Origin of the sequence: Microbacterium testaceum (assembly GCF_001476285.1) — a bacterium.
GTDB classification, from domain to species: domain Bacteria; phylum Actinomycetota; class Actinomycetes; order Actinomycetales; family Microbacteriaceae; genus Microbacterium; species Microbacterium testaceum_B.
This window is the reverse complement of record NZ_LDRU01000065.1, coordinates 21,770-41,397: the sequence shown is the minus strand read 5'-3', so window position 1 is coordinate 41,397 and position 19,628 is coordinate 21,770. Positions and strand designations below refer to the sequence as shown.

Annotated in this window: 20 protein-coding genes and 1 pseudogene; 9 read left to right on the top strand and 12 right to left on the bottom strand. The window is 68.1% G+C overall.

What is annotated here, in order from left to right:
• The 6 genes from NS283_RS11780 to NS283_RS11760 form a co-directional block, all read right to left on the bottom strand.
• The coding region (locus NS283_RS11780) for a translation initiation factor IF-2 N-terminal domain-containing protein (RefSeq protein ID WP_193751288.1) at positions 1–212 on the bottom strand (212 nt) is incomplete at its 3' end.
• A gap of 92 nt (positions 213–304) precedes the next feature.
• A complete protein-coding gene (locus NS283_RS18425) occupies positions 305–556 on the bottom strand; it encodes a YlxR family protein (protein ID WP_081317405.1) in 252 nt (83 codons plus the stop codon).
• A gap of 33 nt (positions 557–589) precedes the next feature.
• Positions 590–1,579 carry a transcription termination factor NusA gene (nusA, locus tag NS283_RS11775; RefSeq protein ID WP_058597057.1) on the bottom strand — a complete coding sequence of 330 codons (990 nt, stop codon included), beginning with the start codon at positions 1,577–1,579 and terminating at the stop codon, positions 590–592.
• 236 nt (positions 1,580–1,815) lie between these two features.
• Positions 1,816–2,448: an HD domain-containing protein gene (locus NS283_RS11770; protein WP_058597056.1), complete on the bottom strand. Its 633-nt coding sequence runs from the start codon at positions 2,446–2,448 to the stop codon at positions 1,816–1,818.
• A 145-nt stretch (positions 2,449–2,593) separates the two neighbouring features.
• Positions 2,594–5,089 carry a glycogen/starch/alpha-glucan phosphorylase gene (locus NS283_RS11765; RefSeq protein ID WP_058597055.1) on the bottom strand — a complete coding sequence of 832 codons (2,496 nt, stop codon included), beginning with the start codon at positions 5,087–5,089 and terminating at the stop codon, positions 2,594–2,596.
• 86 nt (positions 5,090–5,175) lie between these two features.
• Positions 5,176–7,014, bottom strand: coding sequence for an alpha/beta fold hydrolase (locus NS283_RS11760; RefSeq protein WP_058597054.1), 1,839 nt, complete (start codon positions 7,012–7,014; stop codon positions 5,176–5,178).
• 116 nt (positions 7,015–7,130) lie between these two features.
• On the opposite strand from NS283_RS11760, the gene NS283_RS11755 reads away from it, so the two are divergent.
• The gene (locus NS283_RS11755) at positions 7,131–7,940 is read left to right on the top strand and encodes a DUF1206 domain-containing protein (protein ID WP_058597053.1); all 810 of its coding nucleotides are present in this window, start codon (positions 7,131–7,133) and stop codon (positions 7,938–7,940) included.
• A gap of 6 nt (positions 7,941–7,946) precedes the next feature.
• Here NS283_RS11755 and NS283_RS11750 read toward each other — a convergent pair whose 3' ends face one another.
• Entirely contained in the window at positions 7,947–8,768 is an 822-nt protein-coding gene (locus tag NS283_RS11750) for an aldo/keto reductase (protein ID WP_058597052.1), read from the bottom strand.
• A gap of 88 nt (positions 8,769–8,856) precedes the next feature.
• Positions 8,857–10,653: a proline--tRNA ligase gene (locus tag NS283_RS11745; RefSeq protein WP_058597061.1), complete on the bottom strand. Its 1,797-nt coding sequence runs from the start codon at positions 10,651–10,653 to the stop codon at positions 8,857–8,859.
• Positions 10,654–10,730: 77 nt separating this feature from the next.
• Between NS283_RS11745 and NS283_RS11740 the strand changes: the two genes are divergently transcribed.
• The 6 genes and pseudogenes from NS283_RS11740 (at position 10,731) to NS283_RS11720 (ending at position 13,860) form a co-directional block, all read left to right on the top strand.
• Complete coding sequence (locus NS283_RS11740) at positions 10,731–10,985, top strand: hypothetical protein (RefSeq protein ID WP_058597051.1); 255 nt, start codon at positions 10,731–10,733, stop codon at positions 10,983–10,985.
• A gap of 96 nt (positions 10,986–11,081) precedes the next feature.
• Positions 11,082–11,558 carry a hypothetical protein gene (locus tag NS283_RS11735; RefSeq protein ID WP_058597050.1) on the top strand — a complete coding sequence of 159 codons (477 nt, stop codon included), beginning with the start codon at positions 11,082–11,084 and terminating at the stop codon, positions 11,556–11,558.
• Positions 11,552–11,821 (top strand): annotated as a pseudogene (locus NS283_RS18420) (pyroglutamyl-peptidase I family protein); the annotation flags it as partial. The gene NS283_RS11735 and the pseudogene NS283_RS18420, both read left to right, overlap by 7 nt.
• 152 nt (positions 11,822–11,973) lie before the next feature.
• Positions 11,974–12,615: a hypothetical protein gene (locus tag NS283_RS11730; protein WP_058597049.1), complete on the top strand. Its 642-nt coding sequence runs from the start codon at positions 11,974–11,976 to the stop codon at positions 12,613–12,615.
• Between the two features lie 475 nt (positions 12,616–13,090).
• On the top strand, positions 13,091–13,636 hold the full coding sequence (locus NS283_RS11725) for a hypothetical protein (protein WP_058597048.1): 546 nt from the start codon (positions 13,091–13,093) through the stop codon (positions 13,634–13,636).
• Positions 13,637–13,659: 23 nt separating this feature from the next.
• Positions 13,660–13,860, top strand: coding sequence for a recombinase family protein (locus NS283_RS11720; RefSeq protein ID WP_058597047.1), 201 nt, complete (start codon positions 13,660–13,662; stop codon positions 13,858–13,860).
• 3 nt (positions 13,861–13,863) lie between these two features.
• Here NS283_RS11720 and NS283_RS11715 read toward each other — a convergent pair whose 3' ends face one another.
• Complete coding sequence (locus NS283_RS11715; protein ID WP_153003350.1) at positions 13,864–14,469, bottom strand: hypothetical protein; 606 nt, start codon at positions 14,467–14,469, stop codon at positions 13,864–13,866.
• A gap of 535 nt (positions 14,470–15,004) precedes the next feature.
• On the opposite strand from NS283_RS11715, the gene NS283_RS11710 reads away from it, so the two are divergent.
• Positions 15,005–16,000: a hypothetical protein gene (locus NS283_RS11710; protein ID WP_153003349.1), complete on the top strand. Its 996-nt coding sequence runs from the start codon at positions 15,005–15,007 to the stop codon at positions 15,998–16,000.
• Positions 15,997–16,161 carry a hypothetical protein gene (locus NS283_RS18940; protein ID WP_193752675.1) on the top strand — a complete coding sequence of 55 codons (165 nt, stop codon included), beginning with the start codon at positions 15,997–15,999 and terminating at the stop codon, positions 16,159–16,161. The genes NS283_RS11710 and NS283_RS18940 overlap by 4 nt, the downstream gene beginning before the upstream one ends.
• Positions 16,162–16,170: 9 nt before the next feature.
• Here the strand turns inward: NS283_RS18940 and NS283_RS11705 are convergent, their stop codons facing one another.
• The 3 genes from NS283_RS11705 to ispG all read right to left on the bottom strand — a co-directional run bounded on the left by NS283_RS11705 (position 16,171) and on the right by ispG (position 19,603).
• Positions 16,171–16,764 carry a hypothetical protein gene (locus NS283_RS11705; RefSeq protein ID WP_058597044.1) on the bottom strand — a complete coding sequence of 198 codons (594 nt, stop codon included), beginning with the start codon at positions 16,762–16,764 and terminating at the stop codon, positions 16,171–16,173.
• A 393-nt stretch (positions 16,765–17,157) separates the two neighbouring features.
• Positions 17,158–18,369, bottom strand: coding sequence for a benzoate/H(+) symporter BenE family transporter (locus tag NS283_RS11695; RefSeq protein ID WP_058597042.1), 1,212 nt, complete (start codon positions 18,367–18,369; stop codon positions 17,158–17,160).
• A gap of 82 nt (positions 18,370–18,451) precedes the next feature.
• Complete coding sequence (gene ispG / locus NS283_RS11690; protein ID WP_193751290.1) at positions 18,452–19,603, bottom strand: flavodoxin-dependent (E)-4-hydroxy-3-methylbut-2-enyl-diphosphate synthase; 1,152 nt, start codon at positions 19,601–19,603, stop codon at positions 18,452–18,454.
• Positions 19,604–19,628: the final 25 nt, after the last annotated feature.

The window sequence follows — 19,628 nt, the reverse complement described above, 5'->3', positions numbered from 1 at the left end:
CCGGGGCGCGCCGCGGGAGCGGCGGGCTTGGCATCCGAGGAGCCGGAAGAGCCCTCGGCCGCCAGGGCGGCGCGGAGCTTACGAGCCACGGGGGGCTCGATGGTGGATGAAGGGCTCTTGACGAACTCGCCGAGCTCCTTCAGCTTCGCAAGCGCGACCTTGCTGTCGACGCCGAGCTCGGAAGCGATCTCGTGCACGCGTGGTTTTGCCACAATTCTCCTGTCTGGGGCCTACCCCGGACAGGGCAGACCGTTAGTTGCGGACGGGTCTCATTTCGAGCCGTTCACTTCGTGTCCATAGCCGTTCAGCCTTTTCGCTGGAGGGTTGATTCGAAGGTCTGCGTGTCAAGCGGGCCTGACACACGCAATGCTCGTACGAAGGCGCGACGCGTGAGAGCTTTTCCCACGCAAGCGTCCGTCTCGTGCACCCACGCTCCCCGCCCGGGCAGGACCGCTCTCTCGTCTCTGACGAGGACCGACCCGTCCGCGACCACACGCAGAAGCGAAGATCGGGGGGCGCGTGCGCGGCATCCGACGCACGTTCGTACAGGTTCCATCGTACACCTCGCCGTCAGCGCAGCGACGGCGGCTCAGTTGTCTTCGAGGATGCTGTCGGGCTGGATGTCGATCTTGGCGCCGGTGAGCTTGGCGGCGAGACGCGCGTTCTGCCCTTCCTTGCCGATCGCCAGCGACAGCTGGTAGTCGGGAACGAGAGCGCGCACGGCCTTGGTCGACGCGTCGAGGACGAACGACGAGGTGACCTTGGCCGGCGACAGCGCGTTCGCGACGAAGCGAGGGAGCTCGGCGTCGTAGTCGATGATGTCGATCTTCTCGCCGGCGAGCTCTTCGGTGACCGCGCGCACACGGCGGCCGAGCTCGCCGATGCAGGCGCCCTTGGCGTTGACCGTGGGGTCGTTCGCCTTGACGGCGATCTTCGAGCGGTGACCGGCTTCGCGGGCCAGCGACACGATCTCGACCAGGCCCGCGGCGATCTCGGGCACTTCGAGGGCGAAGAGCTTGCGGACCAGCCCGGGGTGGGTGCGCGAGACCGTGATCTGCGGACCCTTGTTGCCCTTGGCGACGCTCGTCACGTAGACGCGCAGCCGCGAACCGTGCGCGTAGGTCTCGCCGGGCACCTGCTCCTCGGGCGGGAGGATCGCCTCGACCGTGCCGAGATCGACGTGCACCATGCGGGGGTTGGGGCCCTGCTGCACGACACCCGCGACGATGTCGCCCTCTTTGCCGCGGAACTCACCCAGAACGGCGTCGTCGGCGATGTCGCGCAGACGCTGGCTGATGACCTGCTTCGCGGCGAAGGCGGCGATGCGGCCGAAGTCGTCGGGAGCCTGCTCCTCTTCGCCGATGACGGCGCCCTCTTCGTCGGTGACGGGCGTGAAGATGCCCACGTGACCGGTCTTGCGGTCGAGCGAGGCGCGCGCGCCCGCGGGGATTTCACCGCTGGGCGAGATGTGCTTGGCGTAGGCGGTGAGGATCGCCTGCTCGATGATGCGCGCGAGTTCGTCGAAGGGGATCTCCTTCTCGCGTTCGATCGTCTTCAGAAGTGCGAGATCGATGTCCACAAGGCCCTCCGTTGTTCAGCTTTCGTCGGCACGACCGGCGCCGACAACCCCCCTACGATACCCGGGATGCCACCGACTCGGCGACCCGAGCACGATCGCCCGTAGGTTGCACAGGCGTTTCCCGGGAGCGGCGCGCGGCACGCCACGCGGCACGGTGCGAAACTCCTGAGATTCTGACGCCGAACGTCCGGCGGGTCGCGGAAACAGGCCGCGAGCCGCCACGGACGCTCGTTTTCTCAGGAATTTCGCTCGGCCTCGGCCGCCTCCCCCAGCCGTTCGAGCGGATTCGCCGCGAGCTTGGCCACCACTCCCCCGTCGACCAGGCGCCGAGCCGCCGTGTCGGGCTTGCGCGTCGCCTGATCGAGCACGCACGCGCCGAACTCCTCGGCGAGGGCACCCCGCGGGTAGGCGACGAGCACCTCGGCGATGAACGCGGCGGGAAGAGCATCCGGCCGCGCGCCTGAAATGTCGAGCGCGGTCGCCGTCTCGAGGAGGTAGCCCTCGGCATCCATCGACGGATCCACGCTCGGCCAGTTGTGCCGCACGACGACGTCGAGAACGCGCTGTCGGCGCTCCCGCGGCCAGCCGGCCCCGGCGGTGAGGGCGACGCCGACGTGGCCGCCCGCGTGCTCGTACGAGATCGTGTGGTTGTCGAACTCCGTCACCGTGCCGATGTCGTGCAGCACCGCGGCGACGTAGAGCAGCTCATGGTCGATCCCGGTGATCCCGTCGATTCGGGCGAACGCCTCGGCCCACAGCCACGAGCGCAGCGCATGGGCGGTGATCGCGGGTGTCTGGTACTGCTCCGCCAGGGCGAGAGCCCCGCGAGCGGCGAGGGTGTCGGGCACGGGGATGTCGACGAGGTGCACGGGGCCTCAGGGTTCGGCTGGACCCCCACTCTGCCGCGCCCGCGCGATCGAGGGCAGGCGCACGACGGTCAGAGACCGCCCGCTTCCTGCCAGAGAACGGATGCCGCTCGCCGGAACGGCGTCCAGAACCGGCATCCGGAACCCTTCAGCTGATCGGCGTCGCGTGCCAGATGCGGTCGAGGTAGTCGCGCATCGCGCGGTCGGACGAGAAGTAGCCGCTGCGCGCGACGTTGAGGATCGCGGAGCGGACCCACGCGTCCTGGTCGGCGTAGGCCGCGTCGACCCGGTCCTGCGCGTCGAGGTACGAGCGGAAGTCGGCGAGCGCCATGAACCGGTCGTCGTACAGGAGGTTCGACACGAGCGGCTCGAACACCGACCGGTCGCCGTCCGAGAACGCGCCCGAGGCGATCAGGTCGATCGCACGGCGGAGCTCGCCGTCTTCCTGATAGAAGTCGGCGGGACGATACCCCTCGGCCCACAGCGCCTCGACCTCGGGCTCGCTCATGCCGAAGAGGAAGAAGTTGTCGTCGCCGACCAGCTTGCGGATCTCGACGTTCGCACCGTCGTCGGTGCCGATGGTGAGCGCGCCGTTGAGGGCGAGCTTCATGTTGCCGGTGCCCGATGCCTCCTTGCCGGCGAGCGAGATCTGCTCCGACAGGTCGGCGGCCGGGATGATGCTCTCGGCGAGGGTCACGTTATAGTTCGCCGGGTACAGCACCTTCAGCTTGCCCTGCACGCGTTCGTCGGCGCTCACGACGTCACCGACGGCGTTGATGAGGTGGATGATGCGCTTGGCCATGCCGTAGCCGGGAGCCGCCTTGGCGCCGAAGAGGAAGGTGCGCGGCTGCACGGCATCCACATCCAGGCGCCCCGAGACGATGCCCTCGTAGGTGCTGACGATGTGCAGCACCTTCAGCGTCTGACGCTTGTACTCGTGCAGGCGCTTGATCATGACGTCGAGCAGGTGACCGTCGTCGAGCGGGGCTTCGCCGCGCGCCTCGAGCACACGGCTCAGGCGCCGCTTGTTCGACGCCTTCACGGCCGCGAAGCGCTCGCGGAAGTCGGCGTCGTCGGCGAGGGCCTCCAGGCCCCGCAGGCGCTCGAGGTCGACGGTCCAGCCGGCGCCGAGCGCCTCGGTGATGAGCGCCGACAGCTCGGGATTCGCGAGACGCAGGAAGCGGCGGGGCGTGACGCCGTTGGTGACGTTGGTGAACTTGTCGGGCCACATCTGGGCGAAGTCCTTGAGCACGTTGTCACGAAGCAGCTGCGAGTGCAGCTCGGCGACGCCGTTGACCTTGGACCCCGCCACCGTGGCGAGGTACGCCATGCGGACAGAGCGCGAGGGGTGCTCGCCGATGATCGACATGTTGCGGATGAGCATCTCGTCGTCGCCGAAACGCTCGCGCACCTCGAGCAGGAAGTCGTCGTTGATGCGGTAGATGATTTCGAGATGCCGGGGCAGCAGACGCCCGAGCAGGTCGACCGGCCAGACCTCGAGGGCCTCGGGCAGCAGCGTGTGGCACGTGTAGGCGAAGCACTTCTGGGTGATGGCCCACGCGGCATCCCACTCGAGCTTCTTCTCGTCGACGAGCACGCGCATGAGCTCGGGCACACCGATCACGGGGTGGGTGTCGTTGAGCTGGAAGATCACGCGCTCGGGGAGCTTCTCGAGGTCGAAGTCGTCGGGCAGGACGTTCTCGATGAAGTCGGCGATGGATGCCGCGACGAAGAAGTACTGCTGCTGCAGACGCAGCTCCTTCCCCTGGGGCGTGGAGTCCTCGGGGTAGAGCACCTTGGAGATGTTCTCGGCGAAGGTCTGCGCGCGCACGGACTCGACGTAGTCGCCCGAGTTGAAGGTGTGGAGGTCGAAGGCGTTCGTGGCGACCGCGCGCCACAGGCGCAGGGTGTTCACGCGGCCGTTGTGGTAGCCGGGGACCATCATGTTGTACGGCACGGCGAGCACGTTCCACTCGGGAATCCACCGGCTGCGCGTGACGCCCTCGTCGTCGTAGGTCTCGGTGTGACCGGCGAACGAGATGGTCTGCGCGGCTTCGGGGTGGGCGAAGTCCCACGGCGAACCCATACGCGTCCATGCGTCGGGCTGCTCGATCTGCTGGCCGTCCGCGAAGCTCTGGCGGAAGATGCCGTACTCGTAGCGGATGCCGTACCCGATGGTGGGAACGCTCATGGTCGCGAGAGAGTCGATGAAGCAGGCGGCGAGGCGGCCCAGGCCGCCGTTGCCGAGCCCCGGCTCGATCTCGACGGCGCGCACGGCGTCGAAGTCGATCCCGCACTGCGCGAGCGCCTCGGTCGCGATGTCGGTGAGGCGCGCGGCGAGGAGGTTGTTGTCGAGCTGGCGCCCGAGCAGGTACTCCGCCGACAGGTAGCAGACGGTCTTCGCCTGCTGGGTCTTCTGCTTCGCCCGGTCGTCGAACCAGCGCGCCATCAGGTAGTCGCGCACCGTGTAGGCGAGGGCGAGGTACTGATCGTTGACGTCGGAGGTCGACAGCGTCACGCCCTGGTCGAAGTTCAGATTCTGGAGGAACTGCTTCGTGAAGCCGTCCACCGACGCCGCGGGGGCGACGACGGGCGCGACGGCGAGCGGGTGAGTCGGGCGGAGCTCTGAGCTTTTGTCGGGCACCTAACGACCGTAATCAGTCCTGCGCCACCCTGCCAAGACGGCAATGGCCCCGACACATGATCTTCACCCGCACGCCGTATTGCGGGTCACCGCAGCCCGCACCCGTCGACGACCTGGGGCTTGCGTTCGATGAGGTTCTTGGTCCAGTCGTAGAGCACGGGCAGGAAGCGCGACTTCGGCAGGATCGGACGCAGGTGGTCGTAGCCCGCGTAACTCGCCCACCGCACGGGCTGCCCCTCGGCGCAGAGCTTGTCGATGTACTCGCGCTGGAGCTTCGGTGGGATGACCTCGTCGTCGGCGCCCCACGCCACGAGCATCGGCGTGCCGAGCGGTTCGGTCATCGCGTTCTCTTCGAGGCGCCGTCCGAGGGCGCCGTCGGTGAGGTCGGCGCTGTACAGCGGGCGGTCCTCCGAGACGCCCAGGGCCGTCAGGACCGACACGACCACACCGGGCTCCGTCGGGCACCGCTGCGTCATCTCGAGGACGATCGAACGCGAACCCTCGGCGATGTAGTCGTCGAGGTGGACGTCGGCGTAGGTCTCGGAGTACGGCACCAGCACCCAGGACGTGATGACCGAGAGCATCGCGTTCGGCGGTCCGGAGAGCAGTTCGCGCGCGAGGGCGGGCGGGTCGGCGACCGGTGCGACGACCGCCGTTCCGAGGACGTCGATGCCGGGCGCGTAATCGTCGGCGATCGCGGTGGTCCACAGGGCCGCGTGCCCGCCCTGGGAGTGTCCCCACACGACCGTGTCGGGCGAGAGGGTGAGGTCGCTGCGGAGCTCGGCCGCAGCCAGCACCGCGTCGAGTGACGAGCGGGCCTCGCCCTTGCCGATGAGGTACGGATAGGCACCGGGGGCACCCTGGCCCGAGAAGTCCGAGGCGACGACGACCCATCCGGCCTTCAACGCCTGCTCGAGAGCGGGGATCGCCCAGCGGGTGGCCGTCGAGTCACGGAGGCTCGGTGCGCACCCCTGCGCGACCCCCGTCGTGCCGTGGTTCCAGATGATGACGGGACGCGGCCCCGGCGGAGGGTCCTTGGGGGTGATGACCATGGCGCTCGCCACGGCGGGGCGGCTCACGGCATCCCGGGTCGTGTACAGGATCCGCGTGACGTCGCCGTTCTGCGGGGCACGCCAGGGCGAAGCGGCGGAACGGATCAACCGTCCGTGGCCGCTCGGCACCTCGGCGGGCGGGTTGTAGAACGCGTCGACCACGGGGGCGCCCTCGTGCAGCCAGTCGTTGAGCCACCACCCGCCCGCGGCGGTCGCGACGAGGACGAGCGAGAGCGCGTAGCGTCCGACGGCGGTCCAGCGGGCGCGCCGCCGCCGACGACGGACGGCCCGGTCGGCGTCGAACGGCGTCGCTCGCGGACGACGACGACGGATGCCACCCACCCCGCGCGCGAAGACCCCGACACCGAACACGATGGTGCGCACACCGAAGACGACGGCGAGCACCAGCACGGTCACATCCGGCCACGTGAACGACAGCACCCCGAAAGCGATCTGCGCGATCCCCCACGCGAGCGACAGCACCCGGACGCTGATGGCACCGCCCGTGACGGCGCGGCCGACCGAGGCCAACCCACCGATCACCAGGAGGACGGCGAGGACCGACGGCAACAGCTCGAGACTGCGCCCCAACCACACCAGGACGGCGACGCCCGCCACGATCCAGGCCACGGCGACGGCCCGCGCCCACCACCTCGTCGACCGGCCGAACAGTTCGAACACGCCCATGACCACGGCGCTCGCGCCGACGTAGACCCCGAGCAGCACGATCGAGGTGAGGGGCCGCGAGACGATGAGCGCGCCGAGCAGCACCACCACGGCTCCGACGATGAGGAGAACGCGCGGAGGTGCGTTGCGCGTGAGCGCGGGGAGGGCGTTCCACCGGCGCACGAGCGGTCGGCGGGAAGCGGGCATCAGGCCATGATAAACAGCGCCCCGAACCCGATCGCGCCCCGACCCCTCGGACACAGCGCAGGAGAGTCGTGCGCAACCGGCTGTCATTCCGACGCCGGAGCGCATACGGTTCCGGGATGCCGTCTTCCGCCCGATCCGCCGCTCGCGAGGCCGAGGCGAACCCCACACTGCGCATCGCCGCCCGCGCGGGCTATGTGGCCAACGGCATCCTGCATCTGCTCGTCGGCGGGCTCGTGCTCGCCGTCGGCTTCGGCGCGGCCGAGGACACCGACCAGACGGGGGCTTTCCGGGCGGTGGCCGCTCTGCCGCTCGGCGCCGTGGCACTCTGGGGCCTCGCCGTCGGACTGGTCGCGCTGGGCGGCTGGCACCTGCTGCAGGCCGTCGCGCCGCGCGGGTTGTCCGGCCGCAAACGGGTCGCGCGGATCGCGGCGGAGGCCCCACAGGGCATCGTCTTCGTGGTGATCGGGGTGATCTCGGCGGCGGTCGCGCTCGGCGCCCGACCCCGCGCGGAACAGACCACCGAAGATCTGAGTCAGAGCGTCCTCACGCTGCCGATCGGCGGATTCGTGCTCGGGACGGCCGGGCTCATCGTCGCCGGAGTCGGTGTCGGCTTCGTGTGGATGGGCGTCCGACGCTCGTTCCACGACAAGGTGAGGATCCCCGACGGCGCGGCGGGACACGCTTTGAGCGCCCTGGGGGCCGTGGGTTTCGTCGCCAAGGGCGTCGCGCTCGGCGTGGTCGGCGTGCTGGTGACGATCGCGGCCATCCGTGTGGAACCCGATACGGCAGGGGGCCTGGACGGCGCCGTGTCGGCTCTCATGGCACTGCCCGCGGGGCCGCTGCTCGCGGTCCTCGTGGGCCTGGGCTTCCTCGCCTACGGCGTCTTCACGATCTTCCGTGCCCGCTACGCGCGGCTCGACACCTGAGCGGGCTCAGTCGAGCGAGGGGTCGCGTCCGGTGCGCTCGCCCGTCTCCAGCGTCGCGATCGCGGCGTGGTCGTCGGCGTCGAGGGTGAAGTCGAACACCTCACCGTTCTCGCGGATGCGGCCGAGCGACACCGACTTCGGGAACACCACGAGTCCGCGGTCGAGGTGCCAGCGCACGACGACCTGCGCGGGGGTCTTGCCGTAGCGCGCGGCGATCCGCGCGAGCACGGGCTCGTCGAGCAGTCCGCCACGGGCGAGCGGAGCCCAGGATTCGGTGACGATCCCGTTCTCGGCATCCCAATCCACCAGCTCGTTCTGCGGGAACCGGGGGTGCAGCTCGACCTGGTTGACCGACGGCAGCACCCCGGTCTCGTCGCGCAGGCGCTCGAGATGCGGGATCGCGAAATTGCTCACGCCGATCGAGGTCGCGCGTCCTTCCTGCTGCAGGCGCACCAGCGCCTTCCACGTCTCGACGTAGCGGTCGGCACTGGGGATCGGCCAGTGGATGAGGTACAGGTCGACCCGGTCCAGGCCGAGGCGGGCGGCGCTCTCGTCGAACGCGCGCAACGTCTCGTCGAAGCCCTGGTCGTCGTTCCACACCTTCGTCGTCACGAAGACCTCGTCGCGATCGAGACCCGAAGCGCGCAGGCCCTCCCCCACCTCGGTCTCGTTGCCGTACAGGGCGGCCGTGTCGACGTGGCGGTAGCCGGCGGCGAGCGCGCCCTCGACGAGGCCCGCGGTGAGATCCGCGGGCACCTTGTAGGTGCCGATGCCGAGCTGAGGGATCGTGGAGCCGTCGCGGAGCGACAGGCGAGGGGCCGAGATCATGGCATCCACGCTACCGGCGGCAGCCTCCCGGAAACGGCGAAACGGCACCCCTTGACCCGTGCGGGAGGGATGCCGTTTCGGCAGGCTGTCAGCGCGTGAGCGCCGCCACGGCGTCGGCGACCGGGAGCGTCTCGCGCTCGCCCGTGCGGCGGTCCCACAGCTCGACCTCGCCGTCGGCGGCACCGCGTCCGACGATGAGGATGCGCGGGATGCCGACGAGCTCGGCGTCGCCGAACTTCACACCCGGCGAGACCTTGGGGCGGTCGTCGTAGAGCACGTCGAGCCCCTGCGCCTCGAGCTGGTCGGAGACGGATGCCGCGAGCTCGAACGCCGCCGCATCGCGACCGGTGGCCACGACGTGAACGTCGAACGGCGCGACCGATTCCGGCCAGATGAGGCCCTTGTCGTCGTTGTTCAGCTCGGCGATGATCGCAAGGATGCGCGTGACGCCGATGCCGTAGGAGCCCATCGTGACGGTCGCGAGCTTGCCGTTCTCGTCGAGCACCTTGAGGCCCAGCGCTTCGGCGTACTTGCGGCCGAGCTGGAAGACGTGGCCGATCTCCATGCCGCGTGCAAGCTCCACCGGGCCCGACCCGTCGGGGGCCGGGTCACCCGCGCGCACGGTCGAGACCTCGACGAAACCGTCGCCGACGAAGTCGCGGCCGGCGACGAGCGAGTGCACGTGCTTCTGGTCGATGTTCGCGCCCGTGATCCACGCGGTGCCGTCGACCACGCGGGGGTCGAGCACGTAGCGGATGTTCGTCGCCGACTCCTCGCCCAGCACGGGACCCGTGGGCGACCAGGGGCCGATGTAGCCCTTCACCAGGAGCGGGTTCTTCGCGAAGTCGGCCTCGGTCGCGGCCTCGACCTCGGCGGGAGCGAAGGCCACCTCGACGCGCTTGTCGTCGACATCGCGATCGCCGGGCAGGCCCACCACGACGAGTTCGCGCGTGCCGTCGAGGTGCGTGAGGGCGAGGACGACGTTCTTCAGCGTGTGCGCCGCGGTCCACGCGGTGGCCTCGGCCGTGGCGGGGCCGGCGATGCCGGGCGCCGGGGCGTCGAGGTGCGCGTTCGCGTGATCGACGAGGGTCGCGATCGTCGGGGTGTTCGGGGAGTCGAAGATCACGGCCTCCGGCTGCCCCTCGATGGGAAGAGCCTCGGGCACCACCGTCGTGAACGCCTCGACGTTGGCGGCATAGCCGCCCGCCGAGCGCACGAAGGTGTCCTCGCCGATGGGGGTCGGGTGCAGGAACTCCTCCGACTTCGAGCCGCCCATCGCGCCGGCGTCGGCCGCGACGATGACGTACTCGAGCCCGAGGCGCTGGAAGATGCGCTCGTACGCGTCGCGCTGCGCCTGGTACGAGGCATCCAGTCCCGCGTCGGTCGCGTCGAACGAGTACGCGTCCTTCATCGTGAACTCGCGGCCGCGCAGGAGGCCGGCGCGAGGACGCGCCTCGTCGCGGTACTTGTCCTGGATCTGGTAGATCGTCAGCGGCAAGTCCTTGTACGACGAGTACAGGTCCTTCACCAGGAGCGTGAACATCTCCTCGTGCGTGGGGGCGAGCAGGTAGTCGGCGCCCTTACGGTCCTGCAGGCGGAACAGCGCGTCGCCGTACTCCTCCCAGCGGCCCGTGACCTCGTAGGGCTCGCGGGGCAGGAGCGCTGGAAAATGCACCTCGAAGGCGCCCGCGTTCGCCATCTCCTCGCGCACGACCGTCTCGATTTTGGCCTTGACTCTCAGGCCGAGAGGCAGCCACGCGAAGATGCCCGGGGCGTTGCGACGGATGTAGCCGGCGCGCACGAGCAGGCGGTGGCTCGTGACCTCGGCATCCGAGGGGTCTTCGCGGAGCGTGCGGAGGAAGTAGTTCGAGAGACGGGTGACCACGATCATCGAGTCTAGAACGGTGGATGCCACCCGCCCGCCGCGGATCCCGCTCCTCCGGCGCACCCTAGGGTGAGGGCATGCGTCCCCGCTGGATCGCTCTCCTGAGCGCCTCTGTCGCCGTCCTCGTGGGCGTCATGACGTGGGTGGCGATCGGCGCGGGAGTGAGCGTCGGAACTGCGCTAGGCGGGCTCGGGCGGGAACACACCGAAGCGGCGCCCGAGTTCGCGGCGACCGACGTCTTCACCGTCGCGGCGGACGCCACGCTCACGCCGCAACCGGACGGGCGCTCCAGCCGGGTCTGGAACGAGCTCCTCCGCGTGACGACGCCGTAGTTCGCGGCCTCCGAGATCACGGAGTATCAGACCGGCGACGATCCCGACAGCGACACCCTCGCCTACGTCGCGAGCGCCGAGGACCTGACGAAGTGGGTGTTCGCGGCGAACCTCGCCTACGCCGACGATCGCGACCTGCTGCTGACGACGCTCGTCCACGAGTACGCGCACATGCTGAGCCTCGGCGCGGACGACACGGACGCCTCGGCCGTGGACTGCGACACCGAGTGGGCGGGAGCGGGATGCCTGCTGCCCGGCTCCGACTTGCAGCGCTTCGCCGACCGGTTCTGGTCCGGGTACACCGATGCCCCCGCACGTGACAACGTCGACGCCGACGTGGCATGGGACGTCTACCAGGCGCACGAGGAGGACTTCGTGAGCGACTACGCCGCCACGAACGTCTCCGAGGACTTCGCCGAGACGTTCGCCACCTACGTGGTCGAGCCGGACGTGGATGCCACCGACTCGGTCGTCGCGCGAAAGTTCGCGTTCTTCGACGCCCTGCCCGAGTACGCCTCCGCGCGCGATCGCATCCGGTCAGAATTCGCCCTCGAGGGGAGGACCGGATGGTGACGACGATCGTCCTCACGGGCTTCGAGCCCTTCGCCGGCGACGCGACCAATCCCTCTGGCGACGCGGTGCGCCTCGTGGCGGAACGCTGGTCGGGTCCGGAAACGCTCGTGGCCGAGGTGCTGCCGGTCGTGTTCGCGGAAGCTTCCGCCCGCCTCCGAGCGCTCATTCGCGAGCACTCCCCCGACGTCGTCCTGGCGGTCGGTCTCGCCGGCGGCCGCGCGGGCCTCACACCGGAGCGCGTCGCCATCAATCTGGCCGACGCACGGATCCCCGACAACGCGGGCGATCGACCGCTCGACCGTCCGGTCGTCGACGGCGGCGCCGACCGCCTACTTCACGACGCTTCCCGTGAAGGCGATGACAGCCGCCGTTGCTACACAAAACGTACTTCGTCGCCAACTACTCTGAGCTTCTTATGGCTGACACGTTCGCGCAGGAAGTGGACATCTCTCTTCCCAACGCCACTGACCCTTGGCGAATCGCTGCGGACCTGCTCGACCTCTTCGAGGCGGGCCTCGCGAACGTCTGGCCGCGAGCGTTCGTCGAGTACTCCGCAACGAGCCAATCTCTCATCAAGTTTTCCGCCACCGATTTGGTCAGTCTGGAAGAGAAGGTGATCGGATACGGCGGGCCGATGCGAGACGTATCCATCTACGTGTCCATTCACCTAGAGGGCCGCTCCCTCATATGGGGGGCCGCCTTCGTCTGGCCGAAAGACGACGGGCCGATGCGCGCTGAAGTTGTCTGGCGTACCCCCACCCGCATTGATACGGAACGGTTCCAGGTCAGTTGTGCGCGGATGCTCACCGCGTACCAGCGCAAAAGGCGATGGACGGACGCACGATGGAGCTTCGATCCCGTTTACCATCGCAGCGAAGCTGAGCAGACGGCTTCCCCATCGCCAAGACCAGTCCTAACGCTCGCGAAAGGTCGATGGGCCGCTCGACGTTGGTTCGTACGTAACCGAGACAATCTGATCATCTCGCTCGGCGGCGGTCTTCTGATCAGCCTCGTTGTGATCGGCTTGCAGATCGCCGGAGTCGTCGCCGTTCCGTAAGCGGGCTGCCCGCAGTAACGACGACATCGGGCCGCGGCCACGGGTTACGGCCTGATGGCCGATATCTCTGACAGTACCGCCGTGGGCAACGAGAAACCGCCCCCATCCCTGCCAGGACGAGAGCGGTTGAAGAGTTGGATTCTCGATGTCGATCCGACCCGACCCATACCCGCAGCGCCGGGTGCCTTTCCTAGCCCGCACTGACGATCCCGCATTCGGGGTTAGCGCTTATCCACCGCGCCGCCTCACGCTGGCGGAGATGCAGCGCAGCATGGTTGGCGCGTACGACGCACCAAGTAAAGTGCTCGCGCACGACGCCGCCGATAGTGCGTACTACGCATCAATGAACCCCTCTCTCCGGGGGAGAGATAGAGCGACCGATGCGGGCACGCTGTGGACGTTCGCGGCCAAAGCGACGCAGGCACGCACAGCAGGCCGACAGCAGCGGCGAGCGCTACGATTCCCCATCCTCCGCATGGTCTACGCGAAGGAACGCCGTGACCTGAATGGGTTCGTCACTCGGAAGGCCAAGAGCTACCGCGGCGACGTGTGGCGCTACCTGACGACCTGGGGCTACCGGACGCTGAACGATCTCGACGGTGCTGGATACGCACAGCCGTCTCACGATGACCTGGCAGACCCCTTCGAGCGTCGGGTGCGAGAGCGTGCGAGAACGTTCTATCCGCTGTACTCGAACCGCGGGCACGGCATCAGCCTGGCCGATGTCGAGTCGATGGCCGACGACGCTGCCGCAGCGGTACTCCAGGATTGGTCGCCTAACTGGATTCTGAAAATGAGAGAGCGCGGCGCGACCGGAGGGCGGAACTCGCCCGGACCCGGCCCTGTGTGGGGCGACGACGACCTTGACCGACTCGCCGCCATGGATGGGCTGACCATCGCGCAGCAGTCCATCACGCTGGGCGTCTCGATGAGCACGATCAGCAGGATGCGGCGAGCGCTATGTGAACACGCCTCCGTCCCCGACTTCGATGCCCTCCTCGCGGCGGGCGCGCTCGATTGACTCGATCTCGGCCCGAGGGCGCGGTGTTCGGGCGCGTGGTCAATCCCGGGTTCTTGCCGACCTACAGGCGCGTGCTAGAGATGCACGCCGCGGGCGACAGCCTCCACGCGATTGCTCGCACGCTCAACGCCGAGGGCGTCACGACAGCAAAGGGCAAAACGTGGCACGCCTCGACCGTGCGAGCCATCGTCACGAGCGAGACCGCCAAGAGCTTGGCCGCTTAGCCCTCAGGCCCGGCCAGCCGCCGAAGCTTGAGTGCCGTCCTCAGAGGCAGTTGCGTCGGCGGCGGACTGTTGGATGTCGGCAGGCTGAGCGACTGCCGCCAGCGCCTCGTCGCGCTGCTTCAACTTCTCAAGGAGGACCATCTTTCGGTGGCCCACGTAGGGATCAATCTCCATCGAGTCGCCGTGCTTGAACGACCCGTAGCGGAAACCATCGATGCCTGCGTAGCTCTGCCGGAACACTCGCCCAACACCCGACCAACTGTCTCGGCAGTAGACCTCAACCAGCACATGCGGGTGATCCTTAGAGAGGTACACCTCCTCAAGCTCATCCGACAGGATCCGGACGCGACGACAGTTGTCTTTCTCCGGATCGTTCCGCCTCTTACGTACGACCGTGTGCGTGGACCAGACGGTTCCGATGCGCTTGTTCACTTTGATCTCGCCACCGGTCACGACGCGGCGTTCCTGAACGAACACGCTGACTGAGATGTCCGAGACGGAGCGGTAGCGGTCGTTCTTGATCTTTACTCGGTAGCGATCCCCGACACCCGCGTCGTTCGAGGGGTAGACACTGATATGAGGCGAGATGACGATCTTGGGCGTGAGCAAGCGTGTCCACCCTAGAAAAATGAACGACGCAACGAGGCTTGCCAACACGCCGAACAAGATCGTCTCTAGTACCCCCACAGTCCCCCCACTTATGTCCGCCGTACGGCCATGTCCGACGTCAGTGAGGTAATGTTTGCACATCAACCCCCCACGGGGGCGGTCAACAATGAGGAGGCCATCATGCAGATCCGCCGTGAGGAAGAAGAAGAAGAGTAAGTCCTCTCCGCTCTAGCGAAGCCGGACGGCCATCAAGGTCGTCCGGCTTTCTCTATGAGATCGAGCAAGTCCGACACCAAGGCTTCAGCCTGGGGCTCGCTCTGACCGCATGCTGACGGTCGCGCTCGACCCGGACACGCCGTACGCGGCACGCGGCGACCCCGACCCGCCGGACCGCCCACACTGCACGCTATCCCTCGCGCCAACGGATGCCGCGGGAACGCCTACATACGCCTTCTAGCGGTTCGGTCGGTGCAGCGCAGGAAGTCTCCCGTAGGCCCTGCCCGAACGTTGACTATGCGTCTGGCACCATGTGAGCATGACCGCGACGGGGCCACTTGTAGAGCCGACTCAGCCCGGCTGGTGGCGACGCCTTGGCGTCAAGTTCAGCGATGGCACGGGGCGATGGCTGGCGGAGCATCGAGCCGTAACGCTGATTCTCACTGTGCTGGGCGGCGTGTCCGCCGCCCTCTCACCGTTCCTCTGGCTCAGCATCCCCGAGGGTGGCACTACGGTCTTCCTGTTTTCGAATGAGGCGTGGTGGATCACCTTCCGCGTCATCTCCATAGCGGCTGGTGTGCTCGCGGTGCTCGCCGTTGTGGGCGACAAGGTGGCCGATGCATGGGAAGTCCGAGCCTCGTCGCGCACCATCGCTGAGGGCGAGCGGGCCGCTGAGAAGTCGATTCTGGATCTGAACGTCGTGCTCAACGAAGCCATCCGGACGCTGTTCCTGACAGGGAAGGGCCAAGCGCAGGCCGTCGAAGCGCTACGGCGTATCGTCGTCCAGATGGCCGCTCAGGCCGTGGGGCCTGGAACGCGCGCCACCTCATACAACCTCCACCGGGAGAAGGATGACCGGCGCGTGCTGAAGGACGCCGTGCATGGCACATGGGACCGGCGCGACAAGCCGAACAAGCCGTTCTACGAGCGGTTGGACCCGGACCTCATCATTTGGACCATGATGGATCGCGAGGACGACGAGCCCGAAGTGCACGACTACCCCGAAGAGATCCCGGGCTTCGACTGGTCAACGAAGATCGAGCGCTACAAGACGTTCTTCAACGTGCCCGTCAAAGCGGGCTCCGTCCAGCTCGGGATGCTGAGCGTCAACAACCGCGACGTTGGTGCAATCGGCGGCGCGCAACGCGCGGTCATCATCGCGATGGCGAAGGCTCTCGCACTGGCGACAGCAGCCGCAAACGGTGCGAAAATAATGAACGAAGAAACCGACAGGCAAACTGCGCGTGATGCGCTACAGCCAATGTCGGAGACTACCGCTAGCGTTACGGCAACAGAGGATGGGAGCACAAAATGAGCATCAACAGCTACTCGCAAGCTGCCGCCCGTCGTGTGGATGAGCAAGTCGCTCGCAACAACGCGCGCCTCAACGCCCGCTACTCGGACGCCTCGCCCGTGGCCCGTCAGGCGCTTCAGTCACGGGAGCGTTACCTGCGCGCCCGGGCTCTGGGACGCTAGACCCGGGCTCTACACACTCGACGTTCGCAACAATCTCGTTACGAGCGGCGAGTCGCGTGCCCACGGAACCAGGCGGCCTGGTTCGTCACCAATTTTTCCCAGGTCAAGCGGTATTTTCTCTTTTTCTAGATCCACGGACACGTCGGCCTCGTTCACGAGCGTGGGGAGCGCCATATGACGCAGACCGGGCTTATTCCACACGATGGCCACCGACGCCGCAGCTTGCTCCAGCGTGGTCACCCGCACCCCCTTGCCCACGGGACGAATGACAACCACGAACAACTCCGACATGATGCGGCGCTTCCGCGCAAGGGTGAGCGCATCCCACGCCGCCCGCGCGTCGCTGGCCGTTAGGACCGAGGCGAATGGATCGACGGCGAGCGCGGCCCCGATATGGGCCGTCACCTCCGCTAGCTCCGCGTCGATGGGCGCGACCTTCTCGCGCACCTCCGTGGCATCGAACGTGCCGGAGGCGGCAAGATCCAGCAGCGATGCCCTGCGCCCCCTCAGAGCGCCCTCCTGAGCCCGCAGTGCGCCGAGATCGACCCCGGACGCAGGCCGAATGAGCGAGGCCGCGTCAGGGGCGCTCAGACGGTCAATCACAACATCTTCGGCGTAACGGTCCAGGATGTTGCCAGAACGATGAAAGTGCCCCGTATGGCACCGATACCCCTGGTACTTCTCCTTTGTCCGCGCCGAGCGCACGCGCGCCCCCGCACACGTCACCGACGACGAGCCCAGAAAAGAAGCCAGCGCCGAGACGTGCCCTGTTGCTTGCGGCGGGTCGGGTCGATGAGCACAGCACAAGACGGGCTGACGCCGACGGCATCCGGGCGGGGTTCCTCCACGTCCCCTACGCGGCAGAGAACGCCCCCGACAGAGTGGACTCATTGCCCCTTGGCGACATCGTCCGCGGGCTCGAGGTGGCCCTCCGTATCGCGGTCGACGCTCCGACAGACGCGGCGCTCCCGGGCGGCATGCTCCACTGAGCGGCGCTCAGACCGCGCGTCGCCGCCCCACGTGCAGCACGGCCCGCACCACGAGCCCGGCCAGCAGTGCCCAGAAGGCCGCGCTGACGCCGGCGATCGCTATGCCGGACGCCGCGACGAGGAACGTCACGACCGCCGGCATCCGCTCGCCGGGGTCATCGATCGCCTGCTGGATCGCGGAACCGAACGCCGCGAACAGCGCGACCCCCGCGACGGCAGGGATGACGCCCGCGGGTGCCAGGAGAACCAGAGCGGCGAACGCGGAAGACAGCGCCGCGAGGACGAAGTACGAGCAGCCGACCGAGATGCTCGCGAGCCACCGGCGGTTGGGATCGGGATGCGAGTCGGGTCCTGCCGCGATGGCGGCGCTGATGGCTCCCAGGTTGACGGCGTGGCCGCCGGCGGTCGCGGCCACGGCCGAGCCGAGGCCGGTGACGATCATCGCCGGGCGCCACGGGACGGTGTACCCGAGGCTCCGCATCACGGCGACCCCGGGCACGTTCTGCGACGCCATGGTCACCACGAACAGCGGGATGCCGATGCCGACCACCGAGCCGAACGTGAGGGTGGGGAACACGAACTCGACGCGGGGAACCAGGGTCGCCGGGTCCACCTGCGCGCCCGACCGGACGATCCCGATCACGATCACGACAGTGGCGGCCGCGAACGCCAGAGGCACGGCCCAGCGCGGCAGCAGCCGCGCGGCGACGAGCCACACGACGAGCACTGGCGCGACGCCCCACGGATCAGAGAGCACGCCGGTGAACGGCGCCACGCACAGCGGCAACAGCACTCCCGCCAGCATCGCCTGGGCGATCGACGGCGGGATGCGGGCGATGAGTGCGCCGAGCGGAGGGAAGAACCCGGCGAGCAGGATGAGAACCGCCGAGACCAAGAACCCGCCGACGACCGCCGGCCAGCCGCCGTCCACAGCGCCGGTGGCGGCGAGCAGCGCGACGCCGGGGGTGGACCACGCGATCGTGATCGGCATCCGGTAGCGCGCGCCGACGAACAGGCATCCCACCGCGATGGCGAGACACAGGGCGAGGAGTCCGCTGGCGGCCTGGTCGTCGCTCGCGCCGACGGCCCGGAGGCCGGTGAGGACGACGGCGAACGTGCTCGTGAACCCGACGAGCGCGGTGACGACACCGGCGACGATCGGGCGGATCGCGGACGCGTCGGGTCCGGGGGATGCGGAAGCGGCGGCGGAAGCGGTCATACGACTTCCGACGCTATCGGAACGGCAGTGGTCCAATCACTCGCGCGCGGACCCCTCCTGCGCGGACCACGCGATGCGTCGGTCAGACCGTGATGACCTGCGCCGTACCGGGAGCCGCGTCGGGACCCATCTCGTCGGCGAGGCGGTTCGCCTCTTCGATGAGCGTGCGGACGATCTCGGCCTCGGGAACGGTCTTGATGACCTCGCCCTTGACGAAGATCTGGCCCTTGCCGTTGCCCGAAGCCACACCGAGGTCGGCGTCGCGCGCCTCGCCGGGACCGTTGACGACGCAGCCCATGACGGCCACGCGCAGCGGCACCGTCATGTCCTTCAGGCCCTCCGTGACGTCGTCCGCGAGCGTGTAGACGTCGACCTGCGCGCGACCGCACGAGGGGCACGAGACGATCTCGAGCTTGCGCTCGCGGAGGTTCAGCGACTGCAGGATCTGGTGGCCGACCTTGACCTCTTCGGCCGGAGGGGCCGAGAGCGACACGCGGATCGTGTCGCCGATGCCCTCGGAGAGCAGGATGCCGAACGCCGTCGCGCTCTTGATCGTGCCCTGGAACGCGGGTCCGGCCTCGGTCACGCCGAGGTGCAGGGGCCAGTCGCCCCGCTCGGCGAGAAGGCGGTAGGCCTTCACCATGACGATCGGGTCGTTGTGCTTGACCGAGATCTTGAAGTCGTGGAAATCGTGCTCCTCGAACAGCGACGCCTCCCACACGGCGCTCTCCACGAGCGCCTCGGGGGTGGCCTTGCCGTATTTCTCGAGCAGACGACGGTCGAGCGATCCGGCGTTCACGCCGATGCGCAGCGACACGCCCGCCGCCTTCGCGGCCGCGGCGATCGCACCGACCTGGTCGTCGAACTTGCGGATGTTGCCCGGGTTCACGCGCACCGCGCCGCACCCGGCGTCGATCGCCTGGAAGACGTACTTCGGCTGGAAGTGGATGTCGGCGATGACCGGGATCTGGCTCTTCTTCGCGATGATGTGCAGCACATCCGCGTCGTCCTGCGACGGGACGGCCACGCGCACGATCTCGCAGCCGGATGCCGTGAGCTCCGCGATCTGCTGGAGAGTGGCGTTGATGTTCGTCGTGGGGGTCGTCGTCATCGACTGGACGCTCACGGGGGCGTCACCGCCGACGAGCACCTTGCCGACCTTGATCTGACGGGTCTTGCGACGAGGCGCGAGGACCTCCGGCACGCGGGGCATCCCGATGTTCACTGCAGGCACGTCCACAAGCCTACGCTTCCGCACC